At 46.9% G+C, this 24,942-nt stretch carries 18 protein-coding genes; 7 read left to right on the top strand and 11 right to left on the bottom strand.

From position 1 onward, the window contains the following. Nucleotides 1-10: 10 nt before the first annotated feature. Nucleotides 11-1,033, bottom strand: a complete 1,023-nt coding sequence (locus LQ567_RS04665) for an LLM class flavin-dependent oxidoreductase (RefSeq protein ID WP_231002946.1) — start codon at nt 1,031-1,033, stop codon at nt 11-13. A gap of 418 nt (nt 1,034-1,451) precedes the next feature. Between LQ567_RS04665 and LQ567_RS04660 the strand changes: the two genes are divergently transcribed. After that, on the top strand, nt 1,452-2,162 hold the full coding sequence (locus LQ567_RS04660) for a porin family protein (RefSeq protein ID WP_231002945.1): 711 nt from the start codon (nt 1,452-1,454) through the stop codon (nt 2,160-2,162). A gap of 363 nt (nt 2,163-2,525) precedes the next feature. After that, complete coding sequence (locus LQ567_RS04655) at nt 2,526-2,822, top strand: GIY-YIG nuclease family protein (RefSeq protein ID WP_231002944.1); 297 nt, start codon at nt 2,526-2,528, stop codon at nt 2,820-2,822. A gap of 486 nt (nt 2,823-3,308) precedes the next feature. On the opposite strand, the gene LQ567_RS04650 is transcribed toward LQ567_RS04655, so the two are convergent. From LQ567_RS04650 to LQ567_RS04625, 6 genes are all read right to left on the bottom strand, one after another. Further along, a complete protein-coding gene (locus LQ567_RS04650) occupies nt 3,309-3,917 on the bottom strand; it encodes a hypothetical protein (RefSeq protein WP_231002943.1) in 609 nt (202 codons plus the stop codon). A 5-nt stretch (nt 3,918-3,922) separates the two neighbouring features. Further along, nucleotides 3,923-4,471, bottom strand: coding sequence for a hypothetical protein (locus tag LQ567_RS04645; RefSeq protein ID WP_231002942.1), 549 nt, complete (start codon nt 4,469-4,471; stop codon nt 3,923-3,925). 73 nt (nt 4,472-4,544) lie between these two features. After that, nucleotides 4,545-5,138: a hypothetical protein gene (locus LQ567_RS04640; protein ID WP_231002941.1), complete on the bottom strand. Its 594-nt coding sequence runs from the start codon at nt 5,136-5,138 to the stop codon at nt 4,545-4,547. Between the two features lie 59 nt (nt 5,139-5,197). Beyond that, a complete protein-coding gene (locus tag LQ567_RS04635; RefSeq protein WP_231002940.1) occupies nt 5,198-6,466 on the bottom strand; it encodes a M28 family metallopeptidase in 1,269 nt (422 codons plus the stop codon). A gap of 153 nt (nt 6,467-6,619) precedes the next feature. Further along, entirely contained in the window at nt 6,620-8,206 is a 1,587-nt protein-coding gene (locus LQ567_RS04630; protein WP_231002939.1) for a peptide chain release factor 3, read from the bottom strand. 180 nt (nt 8,207-8,386) lie between these two features. Beyond that, a complete protein-coding gene (locus tag LQ567_RS04625) occupies nt 8,387-9,778 on the bottom strand; it encodes a serine hydrolase domain-containing protein (RefSeq protein ID WP_231002938.1) in 1,392 nt (463 codons plus the stop codon). 104 nt (nt 9,779-9,882) lie between these two features. Between LQ567_RS04625 and serA the strand changes: the two genes are divergently transcribed. Next, nucleotides 9,883-11,121 carry a phosphoglycerate dehydrogenase gene (gene serA / locus LQ567_RS04620; protein WP_231002937.1) on the top strand — a complete coding sequence of 413 codons (1,239 nt, stop codon included), beginning with the start codon at nt 9,883-9,885 and terminating at the stop codon, nt 11,119-11,121. A gap of 333 nt (nt 11,122-11,454) precedes the next feature. Here serA and pyk read toward each other — a convergent pair whose 3' ends face one another. The 4 genes from pyk to LQ567_RS04600 form a co-directional block, all read right to left on the bottom strand. Further along, nucleotides 11,455-12,954, bottom strand: a complete 1,500-nt coding sequence (pyk, locus tag LQ567_RS04615; RefSeq protein WP_231002936.1) for a pyruvate kinase — start codon at nt 12,952-12,954, stop codon at nt 11,455-11,457. A 127-nt stretch (nt 12,955-13,081) separates the two neighbouring features. Next, the gene (locus LQ567_RS04610) at nt 13,082-14,302 is read right to left on the bottom strand and encodes a 6-phosphofructokinase (protein WP_231002935.1); all 1,221 of its coding nucleotides are present in this window, start codon (nt 14,300-14,302) and stop codon (nt 13,082-13,084) included. A gap of 316 nt (nt 14,303-14,618) precedes the next feature. Further along, nucleotides 14,619-15,077 carry an IS200/IS605 family transposase gene (gene tnpA, locus LQ567_RS04605; RefSeq protein ID WP_231002934.1) on the bottom strand — a complete coding sequence of 153 codons (459 nt, stop codon included), beginning with the start codon at nt 15,075-15,077 and terminating at the stop codon, nt 14,619-14,621. A gap of 888 nt (nt 15,078-15,965) precedes the next feature. Further along, nucleotides 15,966-16,817 carry a fructosamine kinase family protein gene (locus LQ567_RS04600; protein ID WP_231002933.1) on the bottom strand — a complete coding sequence of 284 codons (852 nt, stop codon included), beginning with the start codon at nt 16,815-16,817 and terminating at the stop codon, nt 15,966-15,968. Nucleotides 16,818-17,115: 298 nt separating this feature from the next. Here LQ567_RS04600 and LQ567_RS04595 point away from each other — a divergent pair, with 298 nt between their 5' ends. The 4 genes from LQ567_RS04595 (at nt 17,116) to LQ567_RS04580 (ending at nt 24,941) form a co-directional block, all read left to right on the top strand. Further along, on the top strand, nt 17,116-18,633 hold the full coding sequence (locus LQ567_RS04595) for a serine/threonine protein kinase (RefSeq protein ID WP_231002932.1): 1,518 nt from the start codon (nt 17,116-17,118) through the stop codon (nt 18,631-18,633). A gap of 56 nt (nt 18,634-18,689) precedes the next feature. Beyond that, nucleotides 18,690-19,637: a hypothetical protein gene (locus LQ567_RS04590; protein ID WP_231002931.1), complete on the top strand. Its 948-nt coding sequence runs from the start codon at nt 18,690-18,692 to the stop codon at nt 19,635-19,637. A 135-nt stretch (nt 19,638-19,772) separates the two neighbouring features. After that, nucleotides 19,773-20,894: a PP2C family protein-serine/threonine phosphatase gene (locus tag LQ567_RS04585; RefSeq protein ID WP_231002930.1), complete on the top strand. Its 1,122-nt coding sequence runs from the start codon at nt 19,773-19,775 to the stop codon at nt 20,892-20,894. Nucleotides 20,895-20,897: 3 nt separating this feature from the next. Then, entirely contained in the window at nt 20,898-24,941 is a 4,044-nt protein-coding gene (locus LQ567_RS04580; RefSeq protein WP_231002929.1) for an FtsW/RodA/SpoVE family cell cycle protein, read from the top strand. The last annotated feature ends 1 nt before the right edge of the window (nt 24,942 follow it).

Here is a 24,942-nt window from a genome sequence, read left to right as displayed (position 1 = left end):
TTTGTTCCGTTTACCGCCATCCCAGTCCGGGTGCCACATGTTCCAGTATGGATGAAAGTACGTGCACGTTGTAATCAACGCCCAATGTATTGGGGATCGTCAACAGGATCGTATCCGCTTCCTGGATGGCCTCATCCCTGGACAGTTCTTCAATGAGCTGATCGGGCGCTGCGGCATAGCTCCGCCCAAAAATGGCACGTTTATCTGCTTCGATGTTTCCGATCTTATCGGTTCGGTCGGCCTCGTGGCCAAAATAATAACGGTCCTGATCATTTACCAAAGCAAAAATAGACCGGCTTACCGAAACCCTGGGTGCGCGCGGATGCCCTGCTTCTTTCCAGGCTTGTTTAAACAACCGGATCTGTTCGGCCTGCTGTATATGGAACGGCTTACCGCTTTCATCAAATTTCAGGGTGGAACTTTGAAGGTTCATACCCACCTTGCCGGCCCAGATTGCGGTGGCATCAGAGGCGGATCCCCACCAGATGCGATCACGCAACCCCGGCGCAAACGGCTCCAGGCGCAGCAGTCCGGGTGGGTTGGGGAACATCGGGTTGGGGTTCGGCTCTGCAAATCCTTCGCCCTTCAGTTGTTCAAAAAACTCCAGGCCTTTCCGGCGGCCCATATCCACATCGCTTTCTCCTGCTGCCGGTTCATAGCCAAAGTAGCGCCATCCTTCCATTACCTGTTCGGGCGATCCCCTGCTGATTCCTAATTGCAGGCGGCCACCGGAAATTAAGTCCGCTGCCCCGGCATCTTCTGCCATATACAATGGATTTTCATAGCGCATATCAATCACGCCCGTGCCGATTTCAATTTTACGGGTGCGGGCACCGATGGCCGCCAATAAAGGAAAGGGTGATGCCAGCTGCCGGGCAAAATGGTGCACCCGGAAATAGGCACCGTCGATACCCATTTCTTCTGCTGCTACGGCCAGGTCGATAGACTGAAGCAAGGTATCGCTTGCTGTTTTAGTGCTGTACGCCGGGTGATCGGCCCAATGTCCAAACGATAAAAATCCTATTTTTTTCATGATCTTTTTATTTGCTTTATAGGATACGACCTCTTATTACAATTACAAACGGGACGTATCATCCTCAAATGTAACAAATACCGGCATCAAATGGTTCCGGGTTGTAAGGGTGCAGAAATGCCTGCCTTCCCGGTTGATGGTACGGTTATAAGCCGGAGGTTTACCGGTTAACGGAGCTGATCAGTTTTTCAATCTAAAGCATATGAAGGGGAGGCCGTTACCGGCTGCTCAATAAGCATGAATTGCGGGAGCCAATTGATTGGAGATTAGATGTTTGAGGAACATGTTGCTGTTGCCCGCAGGTTGAAAATAATAACGGGAAATACAGGTGCACCGGTTTTTGGCATGCAATATGACATAGTAAGAGAGATAGGTACTATGCAGGTAGTGCAATTATTTATTCAAAAAAACATAAACTATGAAATGCAAATTGATTATTGGAACAATGGCCTTTTTTGGGATGCTCCAGGTGGCCCATGCACAGGGATTTACGGATGCAAAGTTTGGGGTCAAAGCAGGCTGGAACAACACAAACATTACCAACGGCAGGGAAGGTAATTTAGACGATAGTAAACGGTTGAATAGCTTCAATGCCGGGGTGATTGGTGCCATTCCTTTGGGATCTACTTTTGAAATCAGAACGGGGCTTGATCTTACTTCCAAGGGAACAGAGTCTTCCACGGCACTGGCGGAAGGGGTAAGAACTACGTATAAGGTGAATCCATTGTACCTGGAGTTGCCGGTGAATGTAGCCATCATGTTGCCTTTTAATGAAAAAGTAAAAGCCTACATCGGAGCCGGACCTTATGCCGCAGTAGGATTGGGTGGTAAGCTAAAAACAACCGTAGAAACCGGGGGGAATAGTACTACATCATCCAAAAACATTGAATGGGGGAATGATAACCCGTTAGATGGCGGTGACCGCAACGGTACGGTTGGATCCGGGCAGTTTAAACGGTTTGATTTTGGTGCCAATATTATCGGTGGAGTGGATTTCGGCAGGGTAGGTGTACATGCCCAGTATGGAATCGGTCTTACCAATACCGCTCCGGGAGGAAGCAACGATAATAATGCTAACAAAAACAACCAGCATCGTGCCATCGGTGTAAGCGGTGTTTTCTATTTTTAAATAAAGAACGATCCGGATGTATATAAGACGGACTGACCAAGACATTATTGGTCAGCCCTGTTTTTTTCCCCTGAATTTCCGGGAGGGTTGCTGGTTTTTTATGACGGCAGTTTACGCTTTCGGTCATGCTGAACTTGTTTCAGCATCTGTCGCTGTTAGGTCCTGAAACAAGTTCAGGACGACAAATTGTGTTTCAATATCTGTACACCTGGTCCTGAAACAGGAACAGATCCCGGAACAAGCCCGGGATGACATCTTAAGGACGGCAAAAGAAGATTGTTTTCAAAGGATACTACATCTTAATGGCTAACAAAATTAAATTTGTTATCTTACAGACGCATTGCACCTATAACCTGTGAAGCTATGCGTATCATTACTTACTCTGTTTATATCGTTTCCAATTATTTAAGAACCGTATTGTATATCGGTGTTACGAACGATCTTGTTCGCAGGATGCAGGAACATAAAAGCGGGGATGGAGCGGGATTTACCGCCCGGTATCATTGTTATTACCTGGTGTATTATGAGGATTTCTCCGACATCCGGAATGCTATCGCACGGGAAAAGCAGCTGAAACGATGGCACCGGGAATGGAAACTAAACTTGATCAAGGAACAAAATTCAGATATGAAAGATCTTTCCGATGAATGGTTGCAGTAATCGTTGAGCCAGATCGCGCTTTCAGTCATGCTGAACTTGTTTCAGCATCTCTAGGATATTTTTGAAGAGATAGTTTATACATCTATCATCAATCGGGATGTTTCAGCATCTATCGCTGTTAGGTCCTGAAACAAGTTCAGGACGACAAATTGTGTTTCAATATCTGTACACCTGGTCCTGAAACAGGAACAGATCCCGGAACAAGCCCGGATGGCATCTTCAGGACGACAAATCACATTTTCAGTCATGCTGTCCCGATGTATCGGGATGTTTCAGCATCTAGGATGATATTTTTGGAGAGACAGTTTGTACTTCTTGCCATGCTGTCCAGATGTATCGGGATGTTTCAGCATCTATCGTTGTTAGGTCCTGAAACAAGTTCAGGACGACAGAAAAAACAGATCCCGGAACGGTCCGGGATGACATCTTAGGAGTTATAAATCATATATCAGCTGCGCTCAGCAAAAACAAACCAATAAAACAGGATCAGTCTGTTTGAACCATTCCGGCAACCACAACCACTTCTCCGGCCAGTTGATCTAAAGCCTCCTGCTTTTTCCGCGCTTCCTGCTTTTGAAGCCGTTTCAATTTTCTTTTTGTTTGCTTTTTTTGCGGTGTTATCGCCAGTCCACCCAATCGAACTTCAATACATTGAGCCGGCGGTGCCGGGAGCTGAGGCACTGCATTGGTAAATGGATCTGCATTCGCCGTTGTTTTTGGCGGCCGTTTAGCATCGCTTGTTACAATGATGACGCTCTGGGTATCTTTTGGAGGTGTCTGCGCATTCCCCGCCTGGGACAAAGCAAAGAGCAATACAAAAACGGCGACGATCTTTTTCATGGATGACCATCCGGAGCCAGCAATATGCGTGGTAGCTGCGTAAATGTCCGCATACTCCACTGTCAGCTGCTTTTTGGTGAAGCGCCCGCATATTTTTTGTGACTGGTGTTGTACCAGATAGGCTGAAATAGCATCGGGCGACATACTGGTAAAATCCACTACTGTTTTGCAACAGGTATCGCAATAACGGTCGTTTTCACGGGGATGCATGGCTTCCCAGTTTTCCTGACAGGGGGTCGGGATCTGAATTTTCATGGCGATTATTTTTTCGCAGGGTTCAATACAACGATTCCCATAGTGATGATTTTTTTCTCGGTAGTAAGACTGTCACTTTTTAAAACCGGCAGTCGCTCCGTTTTATGCGATGGCCTCTTTTTTACCGGTTCTGGTTTGGGTGGACATACCGCTATTTTCCCTATCAATGGTTCCGGGGCAACCGTTACAGCATGCTTCCCCGAGTCTTTTTTGGCGGTTTGTGCCTGCGAGTTCTGGCTAAACACCAGGAACAACAAAAAGACGGCTGCCAGCTTGCGTGTATAGCCCAGTGTGGATTGCCATACCGACTTTGTTAAAGAAAGAAGTGTTGGCTGCACACCGTTGAGAGTTTGCTCACCGTAGAGTTGACCTGCCGTAAACCGCCCGCAGACCCGCTGTGATTGATGGGTTTTAAGATAGGCACCAATCGCCTCCGGGCTCATATCCGTAAAGTCAATAACGGTTTTGCAACAGGCATTACAGAAACGCCCCTTTTCTTCAGGCTGCATATTTCCCCAGTTTTCATGACAGGGATCAGGAATGCTGATATTCATAATTGCTGTTTATACCAAGGATGCCGGCAGAATAAAAATTACATAAGTAGCTACCGGAAACTTTTCCAACAGTTCAGTTGCTGAACGTTAATGCATGAAAAGCCGGCAAAGCGGTTGTCAGGTCTTCCTTGTTATTAAACAGGTAAAAAATATAGGCATCGGCCTGGTCATCGCGGTGCAGGGTTACCAGCATACAGTTGCTATACCCTTTTCCAAACACTGATTTCAGCGGATAAACCGTAGTGGCGCCCCAGCCGGCGTTAAACTCTCTTTTTACCGCTTCCGGTGGAAAGCTTTTAAAGCCGGGTACCTGCTGATGATTGCCGGATGTGTTCATGATCACGGTCAAAAAAACGGTTTGGTATATTTTGTTGGGATGGGCGCCTGCAAACATCTTCGAAGAGGTGTCCTTTTGTTTTTGTTCAAATTGTTCGATCCGTTCTTTCAGCGGGCGTATGGCGTACCGGATCTCCAGGTCCTTTGTTTTGCTTTTTAATGCCAGCTCATAGTTCATATCGGGGTTGTTTACAACGGCCAGGGTGTCAAAGTTGTCGGGCATTTTAAAAGTAAGATTCCCTTTTTGCAGCAGCGCCTCAAACTTTTTGTTCTGACTATGGCTGTTCATAAACCCCAAAAGCAGGAGGGGCATCAGGTAAAAGATTCTCATGGCAAATTTTATTGCATATGATGCCGTTACCCGCGTTTTTACATAAGGGGCTTAAAAATTTATTCTTCCTTCACCCGGGTAGGGGTGTCTTTACCGGCAATGATGGATTGTGCGCTGATACCGATAGACCGGATGATCTCTGTCATATTGTTAAGATCCAGTGTTTCCACTGTGTCACTTGGTTGATGATAATGCGGCTCGGTATCCATCTTTGAGGTGGATATGGTATGTGCCGGTACCCCTAGTTTGGCCAGGGTGGCATTGTCGGAACGGTAGAACAGCTGCTGAATAGGGTATGGGTCGGGGTGAAATGCAAAGCCCGTTCCGGCCAGGTTCTTTTGAAGAATGGATCCCAGTGATGATTTTTCAAACCCGGTAATATAGGCCGAATTCTTTCCCCATTTGCTGTCTGTACCAATCATTTCGATGTTGAGCATGGCTGCAATACTGGATGGATCCAGCTGTTGACTGAAATACTGCGAGCCAAATCCTCCGGATTCTTCTGCGGTAAAGGCTACAAAAATAATTGAGCGCTCATTGTTTTTTTGAGCAGCAAAATGATCGGCAAGCAATAGTACGGCTGTGGTACCGGATGCATCATCATTGGCGCCATTGTAAATCGAATCTCCGCTTACCGGCTTTCCAATACCGATATGATCATAATGGGCGGAAAAGATCACATATTCATCCTTGCGTGATTTACCGGGTAACAGCCCGGCTACGTTTGCAAGTTTATGCCCCGTAATAACATGTGCTGCCTTGATGGTATAGGTTTGCAGGGCGTAATTGCCCAGTACAAAAACGGTGGCACCGGGTCGCTTAAGAAAGTTCCGTTTAAAATATACCAATCGTTTAAAGTCCGGTGCAAAGCTTTCATCTACCAGCACAATATTGTTTTTGCCGTTGCTTACAGCTTCAGATGCTTTTTGAAAGAGCGAACTGCCGGCGGGGATTGCGCTGATGGTATATCCTGATTTTTCGGTTACTTCCAGTTCCGGCTCCCCGGTAATCACAATGATCTTATCTTTCGAAATTTCTTTTTGATCAATACGGGCGGTAAGGCCTCTGAATGCGGCGCTATAGGCCGTAAACGGCTGTAAAAAGGAGCTTCCCTGCAAGGGCTGTAAACCGCTTTTTTTAAAGGATGCCGCAATAAAGTCTGCTGCTTTATCGATCTCCGGCGAGTAAACCGGCCGTCCCTTCATTTCATCAGCGGCAAGAAAGCGGATCGCCTTTTCAACCGTAGCCGTATTGAAGGTGCCGGTGCTTTGAGCTGCTATCTGCGAAACGGGAATCAATGCCAGCAGCAGGAGTTTAAAAATGCGCATGGGGATCATTTTAAAAAAGAAAGATAATAAAAAATGCGTTTCCGCAGGAGCTCCTGCAGGATAAAGCCTGAAGGCTGATCCCGCCGGTAAGCCGGTAAAACGTAAAAGCAATGCCCGGAGCAGTGGGAATATATAGCGGGTGAAATCTGCTGATTACTGGTGGATCTCGCTGCTGAAATGAAATTTTATATCGGGGTTATTGGTGATCTCCGTATTCAGGAACCATTCGCTTTGTGCCAGGTATACCATGTTGCCGTCCTTATCTTCTCCGGTATTGGTTTGTTTGAATTTGCCAAAGTCTTCCAGTTTTTGAGAATCGGTACTGGTTAGCCAGCAGGCTTTGTAAAAAGGCAGCGCCCTGAATTCAACGGAGGCACCGTATTCATGGAGCAGGCGGTACTGTATTACCTCAAACTGGAGTTCACCTACACAACCCACAATCTTTTTGGTGCCGCCAAACTGCGTAAACAATTGTGCTACGCCCTCATCGGTCAGTTGCAGTAGTCCTTTCTCCAGTTGCTTGGTTTTCATCGGGTCTTTATTAATTACCTCTTTGAAGATCTCAGGAGAGAAAGAAGGGATCCCTGTAAAAAAGAAGTTTTCTCCTTCTGTTAAGGTATCGCCTATTTTAAAGTTGCCCGTGTCAAATAAACCTACCACATCGCCGGCATAGGCATCCTGGATGATGCTTTTATCCCGTGCCATAAAGGAGTAGGGATTGCTGAAACGAACATCTTTATCCAGGCGCACATGATGGAAATATTTGTTGCGTTCAAACTTTCCGGAACAAACCCTGAAGAACGCGATCCGGTCGCGGTGTTTGGGATCCAGGTTGGCGTGGATCTTAAAAATGAATCCGCTGAGTTTTTCTTCTTCCACGTTTACCTGCCGGGTGGAGGTTTCGCGGCTTTGTGGAGGCGGCGCTATGCGGATAAAGGTATCCAGCATTTCTTTTACTCCGAAGTTGTTGATGGCACTCCCAAAAAATACCGGCGATACTTTTGCGGCCAGGTAGTCGGCCACATTCAGTGCGCCATTTACCCCGTCTACCAGTTCCACGTCCTCCCTTAACAGGGCGGCGTCTGTAGCCCCCAGCCGGGTATCCAAAACAGGATCGTGGATGTCTGAAATGGCCAGGGTATCTTCTTCATCAGCCTTGGTATTGGCGGTGAATAACCGGATGTTTTTGTCGTACAGATTATATACACCCTTAAAGTCCTTCCCGCTGTTGATGGGCCAGGTCATGGGGTGCAGGGAAATATTCAGCTCTTTTTCAATTTCTTCAAGAAGGTCGAACCGGTTCTTTCCGTCACGATCCATTTTATTAATAAACACGATCACCGGTGTATCCCGCATCCGGCATACTTCCATTAAACGGCGGGTTTGCTCTTCAACACCGTTTACGCTGTCTACCACCAGTATTACACTATCCACGGCCGTAAGCGTACGGAAGGTATCTTCTGCAAAGTCCTTGTGACCAGGCGTATCCAGGAGGTTGATGAGGATGTTCTGGTATTCAAAACTCATCACCGACGTGGCCACAGAGATGCCGCGTTGCCGCTCGATTTCCATAAAATCCGATGTGGCCGACTTCTTGATCTTATTGCTTTTTACAGCACCCGCCACCTGGATGGCACCGCCAAATAAAAGAAATTTTTCAGTAAGTGTGGTCTTACCGGCGTCCGGGTGACTAATAATCGCAAAAGTGCGCCGGTGCATGATCTCCTCGTGATACTTCATAAGTGCGCGAAGATAGGAAGGTTTCCGGTTTTTTGGCCACTGAAAAACAGAAGCGCTAATGATTAGGCCAGGAGATAAAAACAGGCGTTTGTTGCCTCTGAAGCGGCTCGGGTATGCTCCTGCAGCAATTCTGTGTTTCCGAGTCTCTGCAACGTTAGTTGCACTTAAATACAGCGTGCCTTATTTTTTTGTTTTCTTTTTGGTTGCAGTAACTTTCTTTTTAGCCGGCGCTGCTTTTTTTTCGGGTGCTTTTTTAATTTGTTTTTTTGCGGTAGACTTACCGGATGTACGGGAAGGTTTCGCCGGAGCGGGTTTCACCGTTTTTTTTGCCGGACGGGGTGCCGGTTTTACGGTAGATTCCGGCATAGCCGTGGCAGCAGCCGTCCGGCTTTCGGTTTCTTCCTCGCCACCGCTTACCCGGTTTTGCATATAGTCTCCAAAGAAATCATAGGCCTTCCGCGCCATATTGTACATATTGGAATTCATTTTATTACCGAGGATAATGATTACGGCTTTTTCATCCAGCAGTCTTCCGAAAGCGGGGGTAAAGCCATGCCATTTTCCATTATGGTAAATCACATTCTTGCCATTGGGCAAATTCAGCATCCGCCAGCCCAGCCCATAATTATGAATGGAGGGTTTTTCATGACTGTGCGGCTGATAGGCAGAATCCAGCAACGACTGACGGATAAAGCTGGGGTTGTATAATGCCCGGTCCCATTTAAACATATCTTCCGGCGTGCTGTAAACGTTTTTATCGCCATAAGTATTGTCAAACTGATCATTAACCCAAAGTGCTCCGGAAGGTTTATAAGACATGATCACATGGCCGCTGTCTGCCGGTGTATACACAAAGGAGTGATTCATCTGCAACGGCTCAAAGATGGTTTCTTTTACATACTGCGGGAATTTTTTTCCTGTAACGTGTTCAACAATTAATGCCAGCAATACAAAGTTGGTATTGCAATAGGCAAAGCGGCTGCCGGCTTTAAACATCGGAACCGGTTTATATTGCTCCAGGAACCGCAGTACATCGTCGTTGGATATCATCTGCTTCGGGTTCCATTTGGTTTTATCTTCCATTACAGAAAGATAATTGGGCAAACCGCTTCTGTGCGAAAGCAATTGCTCAACGGTTACCGCAGGGTAGGGAAATGCAGGGAAGTACCGGGTAACCGGGTCCTGCAAACCAATTTTGCCTGCCTGTACCAGCTTCAATACCGTAACGGCTGTAAACGGTTTGCTGGTAGATGCCAGGTGAAATTGTGTTTGCGCATTGATGGTATCGCTTTTCCTGTTGGGATCCTGGAAGCCGTGATAGGATTCATACAATACATTGCCTCCCTTAGCGATCAGGATGCCTCCGTTAAATCCGCGGCGGATCAGTGCGGAATCAAAAAAATCACTGAGCACTTTCTGATACCGCGCTTTATCCGCTTCTGTCATTTGTTCCACATCAAAAGAAAGGGCGTTGGAATGGATGTCTTCCGTTTTGTCTTTCTGGGCCTGTGTTTTAGACTTACAACCAATCGTTAATAATGTCCACGCTATTATAACTGCAACAACTCTCAAGGTACAAAGATTTTAAAGGGACAAATTTAGTCGTATCTGCCACTGCATAAAACTAATGTTCTTAAAATTTTAATTTTTGTTAACTTATTTGGATATTTGCTCGTATGACAAATAAAAAAGAGACCAGTTACCCGAAAGAGAAAATCCGGATTTTATTTCTGGAAAATATCAGTGATTTTGCTGTACAACGTTTTAAGGAAGAAGGCTATTCGAAGGTAGAAAAACTGTCGAAGGCGCTCTCAGAAGAAGAATTGATCAAGGAAATAAAAAATGTACACATTCTGGGTATCCGGTCCAAAACACATATTACCAAAAAGGTGTTGGATGCGGCGGAAAAATTGCAGGCGATTGGCTGTTTTTGCATTGGCGTAAACCAGGTTGATTTGACCGCTGCTACCGAGAAAGGGGTGGTGGTATTTAATGCGCCTTACAGCAATACCCGTTCGGTGGCAGAACTGGTAATTGCTAATTCTATTATGCTTATCAGAAGGTTGCCGGATAAGATCAGAGCGGCACATGACGGAATCTGGATGAAGGACTCTAAAGGCAGCTATGAATTAAGAGGCAAAACCCTGGGCATTATTGGGTATGGAAATATTGGCTCACAGGTAAGTGTACTGGCGGAGGCCATGGGCATGAAAGTATTGTTTTATGATGTGGAAACAAAACTGCCATTGGGCAATGCGAAGGATGCGAAGACACTGAAAGAATTGTTGCAGCAATCGGATGTTGTTACACTGCACGTTCCGGATAACCCGCAAACAAGGAACCTGATCACCAGGAATAATCTGAAATATTTTAAAAAGGGATCGATTCTTATCAACTATGCCAGGGGAGAAGTGGTGAACCTGGATGACCTGAGCAAATTTATGAAAGAGGGGCATATCAGTGGAGCTGCACTGGATGTATTTCCCTGGGAGCCGGAAAAGAATGGCGATAAATTTACCAGTCCCATGCAAAATCTTCCCAATGTGATCTTAACGCCGCATATCGGAGGAAGCACGGAAGAAGCGCAGGAGAACATCGGTGTGGATGTGAGTTCCAAGCTGTTTAATTTTATTGAAAAAGGAATATCAAACGGATCTCATACGGTTCCGGCCCTGGCGTTGCCTTTGCAGGATGGCGTGCACCGGATTCTTCATATTCATTACAACAAACCCGGCGTACTTTCAGAGATCAATACCTTATTATCGAACAACAACATTAACATTACTGGACAATATCTGAAAACGAACGATGAAATCGGGTATGTGGTGCTGGATGTAGAAAAAGGGGTATCCAAGAAAGCGGCATCTATTTTGAGCAATGTAAAACATACCATTAAAACAAGATTGGTTTATTAAGATCATAAATGGAATGTAATAAAATAAGAGGCGGTCTTCAAAAATGCGAGACAGCCTCTTTTTATTTTGGTATAGGGTCATGAATGCCGGCTCCTAAAAGCGGCTGACACGCAGGTTAGGCGTCAGCTTTATTCAACTCCAACATACCGCAAATTTACTGATGGTGTTTTCTGCCCTTGAATCATCTGCGCATCTGCGGCAATCATAAAGATGTGCGGACGAAAACGACTGCCTGTTGCATTTTCAAAGAGCCGTATCGCCAGGTAGCAGCTGCAACAGTAATGTACAGGAAATGATTGGTATTAAAAAAGCCTCCGTGGGGAGGCTTTTACTTTATTGAACTTCGGTTACTTTAATTGTATTGGTATGTAACTTGAGGTGAACCGGGGTACTGCCGGTACTTACTGCAGTATCGCCACGCTTCAGGAATCCGTTTTTCTTGAGGATATTGATCTGATCAGAGAAAATGGTATCCAGGTCGTGCTGATCGTCGTCATAGAAAAAGGCACGGATACCCCAGCTCAGACTAAGCTGATCGATCAACGTACGGTTTTTTGTAAAGACGTACAGCGGCACTTTCGGACGATAGCTGCTGAGCATAAAACCGGTATAACCGCTCTGCGTCATGCCGATCAGTGCATCCGCCCTTGTGTCCTTTGCCAGGTTACAGGCATTGTAGCAAATGGCATCGCTGGAAAGGGAAGGCGAGTGCGGCTGCGGCTGCAGCTCATTGGCCAGGTCGTAGTGGTATTCTGTTTTTTCAATTTCAAGGATGATCTTCCGCATGGTTTGCACTACCAGGGTAGGATGCTTACCGCTGGCGGTTTCTGCACTTAACATCACGGCATCCGTACCTTCAAGTACCGCGTTGGCCACATCGGTGATTTCACTGCGGTTGGGTTTGGAACGGTCGATCATGCTTTCCATCATCTGGGTGGCAACGATCACCGGTTTAGCGCGGTGAATGCATTTGCGGATAATGCTCTTCTGGATCAGCGGCACTTTCTCTACAGGAAGTTCCACACCCAGGTCACCCCGGGCTATCATGATACCATCGGATGCATGGATGATTTCCCGGATATTGGGAATGGCTTCCGGCATTTCGATCTTTGCAATGATCTTGGCTTTGCTTTTATGTTTATCCAGGATCTTCCTGAGTTTTTTAATATCCTCCACCTGGCGTACGAACGACAATGCTACCCATCCCAGTTGCTCTCGGATAATAAAATCGAGATCCGCCAGGTCCTTGGGTGTTAACGCCGGCAGAGAGATTTTGGTATCGGGAAGGTTTACCCCTTTTTTGGAAGACAGGAATCCACCCAACACTACCTCAACCTTTACATCATTATTGGGCAGGATCTTGCGCACGATCACTTCGAGCTTTCCATCGTCGATCATGATCTTGTTGCCCACTTTTACATCCTTGTGAAAGTTAGGATAGGAGATGTAGATCTTTTCTTTGTTGCCCACCATTTTTTTATTGGTGAAGGTGAAGATATCGCCCGGCTCTACAATGATGCCGCCGCCTTCCATTTCTCCAACACGGAGTTTGGGGCCTTGCAGATCTCCCAGGATAGCCACAGTTGTCCGTTCTTTACGATTGATCTCGCGGATGTATTCGATGATTTGTTTTTTTTCTTCATGTACTCCATGAGAAAAATTCAGGCGGAAAACATTTACACCTGCTTTTACAAGATCGAGCAGTTTATCATAAGTATTACAGGCCGGCCCTACCGTAGCCACGATCTTTGTGCGGTTGAAGCTGTGGTCTGTATCTTTTACAACAGTTGTTGTTTCCAAAGACTTTTTCCGAACTTTTTGAGTTTCTGTCATTTTTCGATTTCTAATGTTAATATTCCGATGGCATCGGAAAAGGGATTGCTGATTAAAACCGGAAGCTACAAATTAAAAACAAAAAACCGCGCAGCAAAGGCGGTTTTAATTGTATCTGGCTTTAAATTTAGTTCCACTCCAGGATATTATTGAACAGGTATTCATCCGGATTTTCAAGATACTGCTTGGCAGCCTCTTTATCCGCTTCCGTCAGATAATGCAGGGCGTTTGCAAATACTGTTTGCGTATCTGCGCTTTGCATGTCGATCAGACGGGGTTTTACCTTGCCTTTTTCATCTGCCACATCTTTGAGATAAAGCGGTTTAACGTTTCCGGTGGCATCAACGGTAACCACGGCGCCGGTAACACTTTGATCAAAAAGTTGCTTTACACCCATTCCAAGGTAGGTGCAATATTCCAGGTCAAAAGCAGTAGGGGCCAGGCAACGGAGTTCGTAGCCCAACTCAACCGGCCGGCTTTTAACGGAAATATTCAGTTTTTTTAATTCGTTCTGTAAAAGAATGTTATAGATATGCGCCTTGCTTACGTTTCCAAGTTCCGGATGCCCATGATCGTCGTAGGTAAACTGGATACCTGAGGCCGTAATATCTTCATCGCTCATAAAATGGAATACCCCCTCGCTAACTACGGCTACTCCGTAAGGAATATTCAGGATATTTCTTTTTACAATAGACGAAACGATCAGTTTGGTGATCTTATCCAGCGTCAGTTTTGTTTTGTTGAACATTTCGGGGATCACGATCATCGGGTAATGGCAGGCTACACCAATACCGAAAGCCAGGTGACCCGCCTCGCGGCCCATTGCAGAAACCACGAACCAGTTACCTGAGGTACGGGCATCTTCATAAATGGTTTTACCCAGTTTTACACCTTCTTCCCTCGCACTCTGATAGCCGAATGTAGGCTGGCCGTAAGGGAGCGGGAGATCATTATCGATGGTTTTGGGAACGTGTATATTTTGAACCGGTACGTTCTTGTTTCGAAGGAAGGTTGCGATCCGGTTAGCCGTAGAAGCCGTATCATCGCCCCCGATCGTTACCAGTAATTGAATATTGTTTTTTTCAAAGAACTCGCTTGTAAATTCGTCATCTTTGGGTTTGTAACGGCTCATACGCAGAAAAGAACCTCCGCGGCTGAAGATATCATCGGCCAGTTTAAAGTCGATATCAGTGGTGAGTCCTTTCCCGTTGAAAAGGTTTTTATAGCCGTCGTGCAAACCAATTACCCGGTAGCCGTCTTTCAAAAACGTTTTAGCTACGGAACCAATCACTGTGTTGATACCAGGTGCAGGACCACCGCCGGCAAGAATTACAATACTTTTCTCCATATACAATTTATTATAACTTAAGTGCGCAAATATAAGAGAAATTGATTTTTATTCTGTTCTGTTTGCCGTTATTTAAAGATTATTAAAGCTTAACGGTCGTTTGTGGAAAATATTTAAATGAAACCGGCCGCGGGCCACCGATCTCTAAGCAGGAATGAAGCGGGCCTCTGTTGTATTTGTATATTTTGGCGAAATGGGAAGCTTCCTGGTCAACCCTGTACATGGGTTTTGCCAGGCGGGAGCATAGGTTATCCCGGTTTTCGTTGAAATATGCGCCGGTTTGGCAATGCCCGGCAATAACCGTGCACCGCACGGTTTAGCACCATTCAAACAGGTATTTTTCGTCGAACGGGATTTCGAAAGTGCTCAGCAATCCGAGGTATTCGGTTTTGAATGTTTGTTTTTGGTGATGTGTTTCCTGGTTTAAAATATAGTTGTATACATTTTCAATGTGCGAATGGGAGTAGGAAAATGCCCCATAGCCTTCCTGCCAGGAAAACCGGCCATTAACGAGATGCCGGTCATTGATGAAATTGGAGGAATTGTTTTTGATATCCCTTACAAGATCCGAAATAGCCATTGCCGGGCGTAATCCTACAAAAATATGCAGGTGGTCCGGCATACCGTTTACAATGATCGGTTTTTGTCCCTTGCCTTTGATGATGCCCGCAATGTATTTATGCAGGTCCTCTTTCCACGCATGATGAATCAGATTCTGCCGGCCTTTTACGGCAAAAACGATCTGGATGTAGAGCTGGGAGAATGTGTTAGCCATGATTTTGGTTTTTTGCAGGTTATAGCATGTCACCCCTCCGGGGTTTTGTTTGGATCAACGCGGGTGTTATAATAGTATCAGTCCTTCGGACTTATGCTGATGCGCACCATCCTGTTTTAAAATTAATCAATTTTAGCCGGAATATATGTGCTTTAATAAAGAAACAGATCCACCAAATCCCGCAGGAATGTCTTTATTCCAGCATTTTGTTCGTCAGGGGATGATTCCGTTAAACCCCGTGAGGGTAGTATATGGAATATCCGAATGGGTTGGGTTCATAATGCAATTCATTTATTCCAACCCCACAGGAGTGTCTTTATTCCTGCATTTTGTGCGTTAGGACATGATTTTGCTAAACCCCGCAGGGGTAGAATATGGGAATGTCTGAATGGGTTGGTTCATGATGCAATTCATTTATTCCAACCCCACAGGGGTGTCTTTATTCCAGCATTTTGTTCGTCAGGGGATGATTTTGTTAAACCCCGAAGGGGTAGTATATGGAATATCCGAATGGGTTGGTTCATGATGCAATTCATTTATTCCAACCCTGCAGGGGTGTCTTTATTCCAGCATTTTGTGCGTTAGGGATGATTTTGTTAAACCCCGAAGGGGTAGTATATGGAATATCCGAATGGGTTGGTTCATGATGCAATTCATTTATTCCAACCCCGCAGGGGTGTCTTTATTCCAGCATTTTATTCGTTAGGGATGATTCCGTTAAACCCCCAAGGGGTAGAATATGGAATGTCTGAATGGGTTGGGGTCACAACGCAATTCATTTATTCCAACCCCGTAGGGGTGTCTTTATTCTAGCATTTTATTCGTTGCAAGATAATTGGATTAAACCCCGCAGGGGTGACATGATTATAACGGCCGCCAGGCCGGAGCCTAAGAAAAGGAAGCGAGGATGTTTCGCACATCGCGTATATAGTGGCCGCCAAAGAGCCATGCATGCAGCAACAGCGGGTAAAGCTGGGTATACGGCAACCGCTGTTCCCACCCGGGTTGCAGCGGGTAGCTTTGATGGTAGGCCTTGTAGAAGCCGGTATCAAATCCGCCAAACAGACTGGTCATCCCAATATCCATTTCCCGGTGTCCGTAATACACCGCAGGGTCAAACAGGGCCGGCGACCCATCCGGCAGGAATAGGAGGTTCCCGTTCCACAGATCTCCATGCACCAACGCCGGTGGCTCATCTGGAAAAAGCTCCGGCAGCCGTTTGCAAAAATTGCCGGCGTTGGCCAGGTCTGCTTTATTCAATTTCCCGGCATCCGTCAGCGACCGGGCGAGGGGAATGATCCGCCGGTTACTGTAAAATTCCGGCCAGGTGTCCGCCGGGGTATTGTCCTGGGGCCATAGCGCCAGGTAATTGTCCTCGGCCAGTCCAAAAAAAGGCTGCGGTTTCCCGTGCATTTTTGCCAGGCTCAATCCGAGCGCTTCCCAGGAATGTTGTACCGGGGCACAGGCATGCAGCCATTCCAGCAGCAGGTATTGATCGGGGCCGGCTACACCCCATTTCAATGGGGCCGGAACCCGCAACATGCCAGCGCCTGCAAGTTCACGCAGGCCGGCGGCCTCTTTTTCAAATAACCGGGTATGAGGATGGTGCCGATTGATCTTCAGGAAGTAAGTTGTATGGGCTGTATGCAAACAGTACGAGCGGTTGATATCGCCTCCCGGAACCGGTTCATAGGTAGCGCCGGGCAACTCCAGCTGGTTGAGAATGGCATCTGGGATCATATACCGGCAAGTTAAAACAGATTTCCGGAAATGCCGCCTGCCGTCACTGACCGTTTTGAACCCTCCATTCACCGGTTTTATCCCAAATTTGGGGGTTGGATCGTAAAAGGGCTGTTATTTTACAGGTTACCATCGTTGGAAACAGGTATTATAGATGAGAAGGTTCAGTTTTTTGAAAAAGAGGTATCGGTCCGCCGAATGTTCGGAATCCAAATATTTAAAGTAAGTTTGGAATATCATTGGCAGGTGCCGTTAAAGGCTGGATTATTATAAGCAGATCAAGCAAGTAAAACAAGGAATGGAGAATACAACCATCAACGGTTATAAGCTGAAGTATAAATTGGGCGAGGGGGGGATGGCCGAGGTTTGGTATGCAGAAAACTACCTGCAAAAGCCGGCTGCTGTAAAGGTACTTCAAAAGCGTTTTTGCGGGATGCCTGAAGTGGTGGGTCGTTTTGAAAACGAGGCCCGGCTGATGGTACACCTCAATCATCCGCATATCCGGAATATTTATGATTACTCTACCGTAGACGGCTGTCCCTGCATGATCATGGAATACCTCGAGGGAAAGGATCTTGCACAACGGATGAAGGAAGGCGCCCGCTTTTCCAACCTGCAACTGATCACCTGGTGGAACGACCTGGTGGATGCGCTTCAGTATACCCATCGTAAGAATATCATCCATCGGGATATAAAGCCCTCCAATCTTTTTCTGACGGAAGACGGACAGATCAAAATCCTTGATTTTGGAATTGCCAAACTGCGGGATAACGTAACCGTAACGCAAACCGGCTCCCGTATGGGAACGCTGATGTACATGAGCCCGGAGCAGGTTTACGATGTAAAAACCTTGTCGTATAAAACAGATATTTATTCACTTGCGGTAACGTTTTATCATCTTGTGAGCGGAACGGCTCCTTATGATGCTGCTAAGATGTCCGACTTTGAGATCCAGGAGCATATTGTACGTAAGCCCATCGATATTTCGGCGCTCCCGGATCCCTGGCGCGGTCTGCTTCCGTTATACCTGGGGAAAAATCCGGAAGACCGGAAGGAACTCCGGAAGCTGGATGCCGGAACCACCAGGAACGACGAAACGATTGTTTTCACCCCGGTACCACCGCAGCCCATCGAAAATATTTACCCGCCCCTGTCCAAGCATCCGGCAAAAAAGACGGGCTCCAGCCGTTTCGGATATATCTTCCTGGTGTTCCTGGTCGTAAGCGGATTAATTGTTTTTGCGTTGAACAAGGATGAGATCCTGGGTATGTTTGGCGTAACTCCTGATACCAAAAAACCTGAAACAGAAACGCCGGCGCCCAGGCCACGTCAGAAAAAACAGGAGCCACCCGAGCCCCAGCTCACGCAGCCGGAAGATACGGTTGCTGCACAAAATGATACCATGACGTCTACACAGGTGGTTACCAGTGAAGACCTCGGCCAAAAAGAAGCAGCCGTTAAAAACAGGATCAACGATTATTACCGCATGCGGCAGGACTGCGGAAGTTTGTCCCGGTTTTTCAGAGACACAGTGCAACAATATTATAACCGCTCCAATGAGTTATTGACCCGTATACAAAAAGAATGTGTGGCCTATCATGGAAAATGGCGGTTTACAGAAGCGGATATTACCAATTCCTCCTATGTGTTTACCTACAATCCGAATGGGAATACGTATGTAGATTTTAGCATGCTGTATAAGATCCGGCAAAATGAAGAAGATGACTGGATCCCTTATAATATCGATGTATCGGTGGTATTTGATAAGGAAATGAAGATCGTGCGGATCGTGGAACGGAGGATCGAGAAGCTGTAGGGCGGGAGTTGTGAATGGGGAATAATGAATGGTTATTGAAATCTCAAATTGATACTATGTTTGATAAACTGAAAAAATGGCTGTTGCCGGATGAGGAGGAGGAAGAAGAAGTGCGGTTAACCAACCAGGCACTGGTGGACCAGGTATTGATTTCCTTTAAGGAAACGGTGGAACGGGAATCCTTTAATAAACGGATGATGTATGACTGCAGCTATCTTATCCTGATGCGGCCGGAAGATTACCGGCATGCTGAGCTGCGGCTGGCGGGTATTACGGAAGGAATCCTGGATGAGTTTTACGACTACATCAATCAGCGTAAGGACCAGTATCCCCGTTATGAACCCATCGGAAGTTTTTGGGATTTTCAGTATTGTCCGGCAGAACGCGGTGTAGACAACCAGGAGATTGAGCCGGGCACTATCCAGGTGGTTAGCACACCCACTTCTGAGAAGTCCTGGTCGGAGCTCTCCTCCGAACACATTAAGGTTTCGGTGAGCAGCAAGCACTCAAAATATTCAAAATATGATCTGAACCCTACCACTTTTTCGAACATCGATATATTATCCAAGGGACATTTCCGGGTAAAATTCCGGAAAGAATTCCTGGGTGATTTTACCTCTGTGCAGGCGCCGCCCGCAGGATCAAGGAACAGTGTGGCACCGGATAAGCTGGCAACCATCCAGTTTGTGCTGAACAAGCAACGGTATAGTTTCCCGATGCGTGAAAAGCAACTAAAAATCACGAAGGCAATCGATGGAATGACAAGTACGGCTACATTGCTGTGCATCAATGAACCGAGCGGGAGTTTGCAAAAAGAGCATATGATGATCCGGTATGATGAGGCGGCGCGGGCTTTTTATATTGCGTTGTTTGCAGATGCCTTCGTAAATGAGCAAAAGCTGGAATTAAGCCGGGTAGGCGAAAACCCTGTATGGCATCCGCTGAAAAGTGAATCTACCATTGTATGCGGAATTTTTCAATTGGATTTTAAGGCGGCAGTATAGCCGGTGCGGGTTTGGATCTGTTATTTTAAATGCGTTCCCGGTGGCAACGGGGATCTAATTCTGGGAAATTATGCTGGGTACCATAATGCTGATATTTATCATCCTGGTGTTTCTGTTACAATCTAAAGTGAAATAATGAGCAGGACGGTCGTTTTACACGGACAAACGGATCTGGGCCGCAGACGGGAGGAGAATGAAGATAATTTCATTACCGTTTCCGGTCTTTGGGGAACGCCTTCCCGGGCGCTGGCCGGCGCTATCGACGGTGTGGGAGGGTACGAAGGCGGGGCTGAAGCGGCCCTGATTGCCAAGGAAACCATTGAGGAATATTTACAACATTTCAGTTTCGGTGCGCCGCTGCAGTTGTTGAAAGAGGCCGCAATTGCCGCCAACAATAAAATCTTTGAGCAGCGAAGGGAGCATGCCACACTTGGCCGGATGAGCTGTGTACTTTCTGTGGCGGTACTGGATGCGGATAAGGAAATGATGTATATCGCCCATGTAGGCGACAGCCGCGGCTATGTTTACCGCAACGGCAGCATGTTAAAGATCACCCGTGACCACTCTTCGGTTGGAATGAAGGAAGATAGTGGTTATCTTACCGAGGCTGAAGCCATGCAGCATCCGCGCCGGAATGAGATCAGCAAGATGGCCGGGGAACAATTCCTGGATGCCGAAGATTCCAATAATTACTTTGATATCGCAGAACACAGTTTTTTGCCGGAGGATATCGCACTGTTTTGCTCAGACGGGCTTACGGACCTTGTAACACAGGCTCAGATGGCGGAAATCCTGTCTGCTCCCGGGTCGCTGCAGCTTAAAACACAACAGCTGATTGATAAAGCCAATGAGCTGGGCGGAAAAGACAATATCACCGTAGTGCTGGCCACGTATACCGCTGCGAAAAAGCCCGGACGCAAAAGAACAAAGGAAGCCATCGAGGTTCCCATTGCAACACCCAGCTATGAATCCAATGACATAATGCCTGCTATGAATACATCTTCTGCCAAAAAAAAAATAAAGCTGCTGCCGGTTATCATCGCATTTATCGTAGGTTTTTTGATGAACTGGACGGGAACACGGTCTTTTTTCGCAACAAAAGAGCCACCTGCTCCCGTGCCGGATACGATCGCGGTTCCCCTGGATAGTTTGCCGGTTGTGGACAGCGCCCGGTTGCGGCAACTGGATACATTGATTAATGCAACGGACACCATCTACCGGGATAGTGTTCGCCGCAATGCACTGCAAGGTTATTAAGAAATGAAGAAGAAAGTAACATTATATCCAAGAAGAATAGAACGTGTGCTGCTGGCGGCCGTTACCCTGTTGGTAGGTATTATGGCCTTCCAGTATTACCAGCATAAGAAAAATGATTTTATCAATGCTGACTATGGATACGAAAGCGGAAAAATGGTTAATCTTGTTGCTCCGGTACAGGCTTCCACGCTGCAACAGATCTTTACAAAAGGGGGGTATTTTACCGATGAAGCATACATCCGCTTTATTGCAGGGAAAATAAAAACGCTGGTTGAAAAGCAGGGCCAGTTACCCAACCTGGGAGCGCTGAATAAGAACAGCCTGATGATTCCGGCTACGGAATTTTTAAATACCTCCAGTGAATCGGGGAAGCTCCGCTTTTTAAATGCGATCACCCAGCTGGATATGGACAGCACGCTCTATACCGCTGAATTAAAAAATCCTGCAAAATATCCGGATGAGGTTGCGGTACAGAATACCAAGACCACACTATCCATTCATGGCAAGATCCGGCTGGCGGCTACCGACAGCAGCAGTGAGCAGGCCGGGGCGGGGGTACTCGTGAAGCTAACCGAAATTTTTCCATCCAATTATTATGATACGCTGAGTGTTCAGGCGGGCAATGATCCGGTTGAATTCTTTGCGCGTACCAACGAAAACGGATCGTATGAATTTTACAACCTGAAGGAAAACAGCAATTACAGGGTAATAGCTATAAAGCCGGGTTTTGATTTCGGCCCTGCAAAAGGGATCGCGGCCATTCAGGGCGACCAGTCGTTTCATTTCACCGGCAAAACGCACCGGATCCGGATCCTGGACCGCACCGAGTTTCGCCAGATCAAGAACGATAAGATCTTCACCGTGCGTACCCCTGCCGATTTTAAGAAGGAATATTTTACGCACCTGGTATTGTTTGTGCTGGCGTTCTGGATCTTTCATTTTGTACTCTGGTTAAAGAACTACCGGAGCGACCAGTTCATCCTGCCGCTGTTGTTCTTTCTTTCCGGTACCGGTATTATCGTACTCTATAGCATGCAGGATCCGCTGCGGGATATCATTCATGGAAGTGGTATGGCAGCGTGTGTGGTGGGTGTGCTGTTGTTCTTTTCCGTGGTGCTGTTCTTCCTAAGGGAACATGCGGTGATGCGTTTTTACCACTCAAAGTGGTTTGATCCGGTGTATAACCTGCTGCCGCTATCAGGGGGGCTGAAGGCTCCGCGCGGCTATTCCTGGATGCTGCTCTCGATCCTGCTGATGCTGCTGCTGGCATTTATTGGAACAGGGCCGGAAGGAAGCGGCGTAAAAGTAAACCTGTTCGGGTTTCAGGTAAGCGAATTGTCGAAGATCTGCATGGTGGTGTTTTTTGCCGCTTATTTTGCCGTCAACTCAGAATACTTCCGGAACATCCCCGATAACCGCTGGCTCACGCGGAATAATATAAAGATGCTGTTGTTGTTTGTGTTCCTTTTAGGTGTGTATGCCCTCTTGGGAGACCTCGGACCGGCGATTGTACTTTGCCTCACTTTTTTATTTTTTTATGCGTTTGCAAAGGAAGAATTTTTTCAGATGGTGCTGGCGGCCGTGATCTATGTGATCGTACTTTTAATCACCTCCCGGTTCATTAATAACGCGCAGCATAATTACCTGCCGTTGCTGGCTGCCCTCGCCTGCGCAGGCACCCTGGGCTATGCATTCTTCAAAAAGCGGTATGAGTCCGTTGCCTTTATTATCCTGATCATTTCCTCGTTTATATTGCTGGCGGCGCTGCCTTTTGAATTTACGCAACGGCTGGCCGACCGGAACGGGATGTTTAAAGACATTTGGGAAAATAAACTGATCGGGGGCGATCAGGTAGCGCACGGGATCTGGTCGTTGAATGCCGGAGGTTTCTTTGGCCAGGGACTTGGAAAAGGATTCTCCAGCGTAATGCCCGCTTATCACACGGATATGATCCTGGAAAGCATGGGTGAGGAGCTGGGGCTCATCGCGCTAGTTGCCGTGTTCCTGGCGTTTGGGTTGTTAACCTACCGATCCCTGCTGGCCGCCCGCCGCACGGGTAAGCCCTTTCTTTTTTACCTGGTAGCCGGTATTGCTATTGCTACGATGCTCCAGTTTTTCCTGATTACAGCGGGTACCCTGGGGCTGATTCCACTCACGGGTATTTCGGTGCCCTTCCTCAGTAAGGGGAATGCCGGTATCATCATTACCCTGGCCGCCTTCCTGGTGGTATTATTGCTTTCGAATGAAAAGGGCGATGCACTGGAGATGGAATATGTAAAAAAGAATTATGACAATGTAAATGCCTATGCCATTCTTACTTTTTTTGCAGTATTGATCTTTTTTATCGGTACCCTGTTCTGGTACCAGTATAAATCGAATACCTATATTACCAAACCGGCGCTGGTATTGAATCGCAAGGGTGCCTGGCAATACAGCTATAATCCGCGCATCGGGATCTTTTTGCGGGAGATCCGTTCAGGAAATATTTATGATCGCAACGGGGTGTTACTGGCTACATCCAACAAGGCTACTTTTGACAAGTTTAAAAATAAGCTGATTCCTTTGGGTGCCAACCCCGAATTGTATGCAGAGCAATTGAAAAGAGATCAAAACCGGTACTATCCTTTTGGTGCAGATCTTTTGTTTTGGCTGGGCGATTACAATAAAGAGATCGCCAATGAAGAGGCGGCGGGCTATGCAGCGGAATACCGGCATTATACACTGTTGAAAGGTTTTGATGTTACCTATGCAACCGCGCAAAAAACATCGGACCGGTACCGGGAAGACCGTTTCCTGCCGGTTACCCAAAAAGAATCCGAACTGGTAAAATACGATTACAGTGCCCTGGCACCTATTTTGAAAGAGGGAAAAGACGGCCAGTGGGTAGAACTGCAAAACAACAAGGACAAGGATATACAGCTGTCGCTCGATGTGGCATTAAACCAGAAGATCAGTGCGGTGATTCAAAATACCGCTGCGTCCAGTCCGTTCCGCACCTCGGTGGTTGCGGTTAATGCCAGTACGGGTGATGTGCTGGCCTCGGCTTCAAACCCGGCGCCTTCTTATAAGGATCTGAAGCTGATCAGTAATATTGACCCCTCGGATTACCGCACCATTTTTAAACAGATCTTCCAGGACCGGGTGGTGGTGCCGCAAGACCTGGGGATTACCTTCAACTCAAGGCCGGGTTCTACGGTAAAGATCATTGACGCAACAGCTGCCATGAACCAGTATGGCGCGTCTGCCGCGCAGTTCAGTTACTTTGTATACCCGGAAGAGATCATTCACCAGGGCGAACCGGTGAATATGAATGTGGATATGCGTACGGCTATTGTACATTCCAGCAATGTGTACTTTATCAAACTGGCAAATGATAAAAACCTGCAGGCATCTCTGTTTAATATATACGATGCCCTCGGGATGAATATCCTGAACCGCGGGGGATTTCATTTCCAGCGGCCGGAGGATTACGATAGTGAAACCTATTTTAAAGAATGGGGTGCGTTTGTAGCCCGGGGCAAAAATATCTTTAACAGCCAGCGGCTGATGAACACACGGCGGAGGCTGCAGTCGCCTTATTCGGATATTGCCTGGGGGCAGGGCGAGCTTTCGGCCACGCCGCTGCATCTGGCTAAAATGTCGGGGGCGCTGGCAGACAGTGGCATCTTACAACCTTCCCGGTTCCTGTTTAAAAGCTGGAATAATAAACCGGTTTTGCAAAAGGAAACCCCGGTAGCGAGTCAGCCCAGGTTTGCAGCACTGATCAGCGATTTTATGCGGGAGCAATCGGCCAAGGTATCCGCCGCATCCGGACTGGAAGTGCATGGAAAAACCGGCAGCCCCGAGCGGGATAAATTGATAAAGAAAGGCGACAAAACAGTGCTGAAGCGGGTTACAGACTCCTGGTATACGTTTTTTGTAGCTTCGCCTAAATTAAAGGCGCCCATTGCATTTACGATCCGTATTGAAGAGATCGGTAATTCGGAGTATGCAAAGACGCTGGCGGCTGATATATTAAAACAGCTGAAAGGGGCCGGGTATTTTTAAA

This window comes from Niabella pedocola, from assembly GCF_021044425.1.
GTDB classification, from domain to species: domain Bacteria; phylum Bacteroidota; class Bacteroidia; order Chitinophagales; family Chitinophagaceae; genus Niabella; species Niabella pedocola.
Note: the sequence above shows the minus strand (reverse complement) of the source record. Positions and strands in the feature narration are given on the sequence as shown.

What these genes read in the sequence shown, in the direction of transcription:
- LQ567_RS04600 (WP_231002933.1), bottom strand. Translation starts at nt 16,817, where the DNA reads ATGATCCCAGATGCCATTCTCAACCAGCTGGAGTTGCCCGGCGCTACC.
- pyk (WP_231002936.1), bottom strand. Translation starts at nt 12,954, where the DNA reads ATGACAGAAACTCAAAAAGTTCGGAAAAAGTCTTTGGAAACAACAACT.
- LQ567_RS04630 (WP_231002939.1), bottom strand. Translation starts at nt 8,206, where the DNA reads ATGAAGTATCACGAGGAGATCATGCACCGGCGCACTTTTGCGATTATT.
- LQ567_RS04595 (WP_231002932.1), top strand. Translation starts at nt 17,116, where the DNA reads ATGGAGAATACAACCATCAACGGTTATAAGCTGAAGTATAAATTGGGC.
- LQ567_RS04585 (WP_231002930.1), top strand. Translation starts at nt 19,773, where the DNA reads ATGAGCAGGACGGTCGTTTTACACGGACAAACGGATCTGGGCCGCAGA.
- LQ567_RS04610 (WP_231002935.1), bottom strand. Translation starts at nt 14,302, where the DNA reads ATGGAGAAAAGTATTGTAATTCTTGCCGGCGGTGGTCCTGCACCTGGT.
- LQ567_RS04580 (WP_231002929.1), top strand. Translation starts at nt 20,898, where the DNA reads ATGAAGAAGAAAGTAACATTATATCCAAGAAGAATAGAACGTGTGCTG.
- serA (WP_231002937.1), top strand. Translation starts at nt 9,883, where the DNA reads ATGACAAATAAAAAAGAGACCAGTTACCCGAAAGAGAAAATCCGGATT.
- LQ567_RS04660 (WP_231002945.1), top strand. Translation starts at nt 1,452, where the DNA reads ATGAAATGCAAATTGATTATTGGAACAATGGCCTTTTTTGGGATGCTC.
- LQ567_RS04655 (WP_231002944.1), top strand. Translation starts at nt 2,526, where the DNA reads ATGCGTATCATTACTTACTCTGTTTATATCGTTTCCAATTATTTAAGA.
- LQ567_RS04665 (WP_231002946.1), bottom strand. Translation starts at nt 1,033, where the DNA reads ATGAAAAAAATAGGATTTTTATCGTTTGGACATTGGGCCGATCACCCG.
- LQ567_RS04635 (WP_231002940.1), bottom strand. Translation starts at nt 6,466, where the DNA reads ATGCGCATTTTTAAACTCCTGCTGCTGGCATTGATTCCCGTTTCGCAG.
- LQ567_RS04590 (WP_231002931.1), top strand. Translation starts at nt 18,690, where the DNA reads ATGTTTGATAAACTGAAAAAATGGCTGTTGCCGGATGAGGAGGAGGAA.
- LQ567_RS04645 (WP_231002942.1), bottom strand. Translation starts at nt 4,471, where the DNA reads ATGAATATCAGCATTCCTGATCCCTGTCATGAAAACTGGGGAAATATG.
- LQ567_RS04650 (WP_231002943.1), bottom strand. Translation starts at nt 3,917, where the DNA reads ATGAAAATTCAGATCCCGACCCCCTGTCAGGAAAACTGGGAAGCCATG.
- tnpA (WP_231002934.1), bottom strand. Translation starts at nt 15,077, where the DNA reads ATGGCTAACACATTCTCCCAGCTCTACATCCAGATCGTTTTTGCCGTA.
- LQ567_RS04640 (WP_231002941.1), bottom strand. Translation starts at nt 5,138, where the DNA reads ATGAGAATCTTTTACCTGATGCCCCTCCTGCTTTTGGGGTTTATGAAC.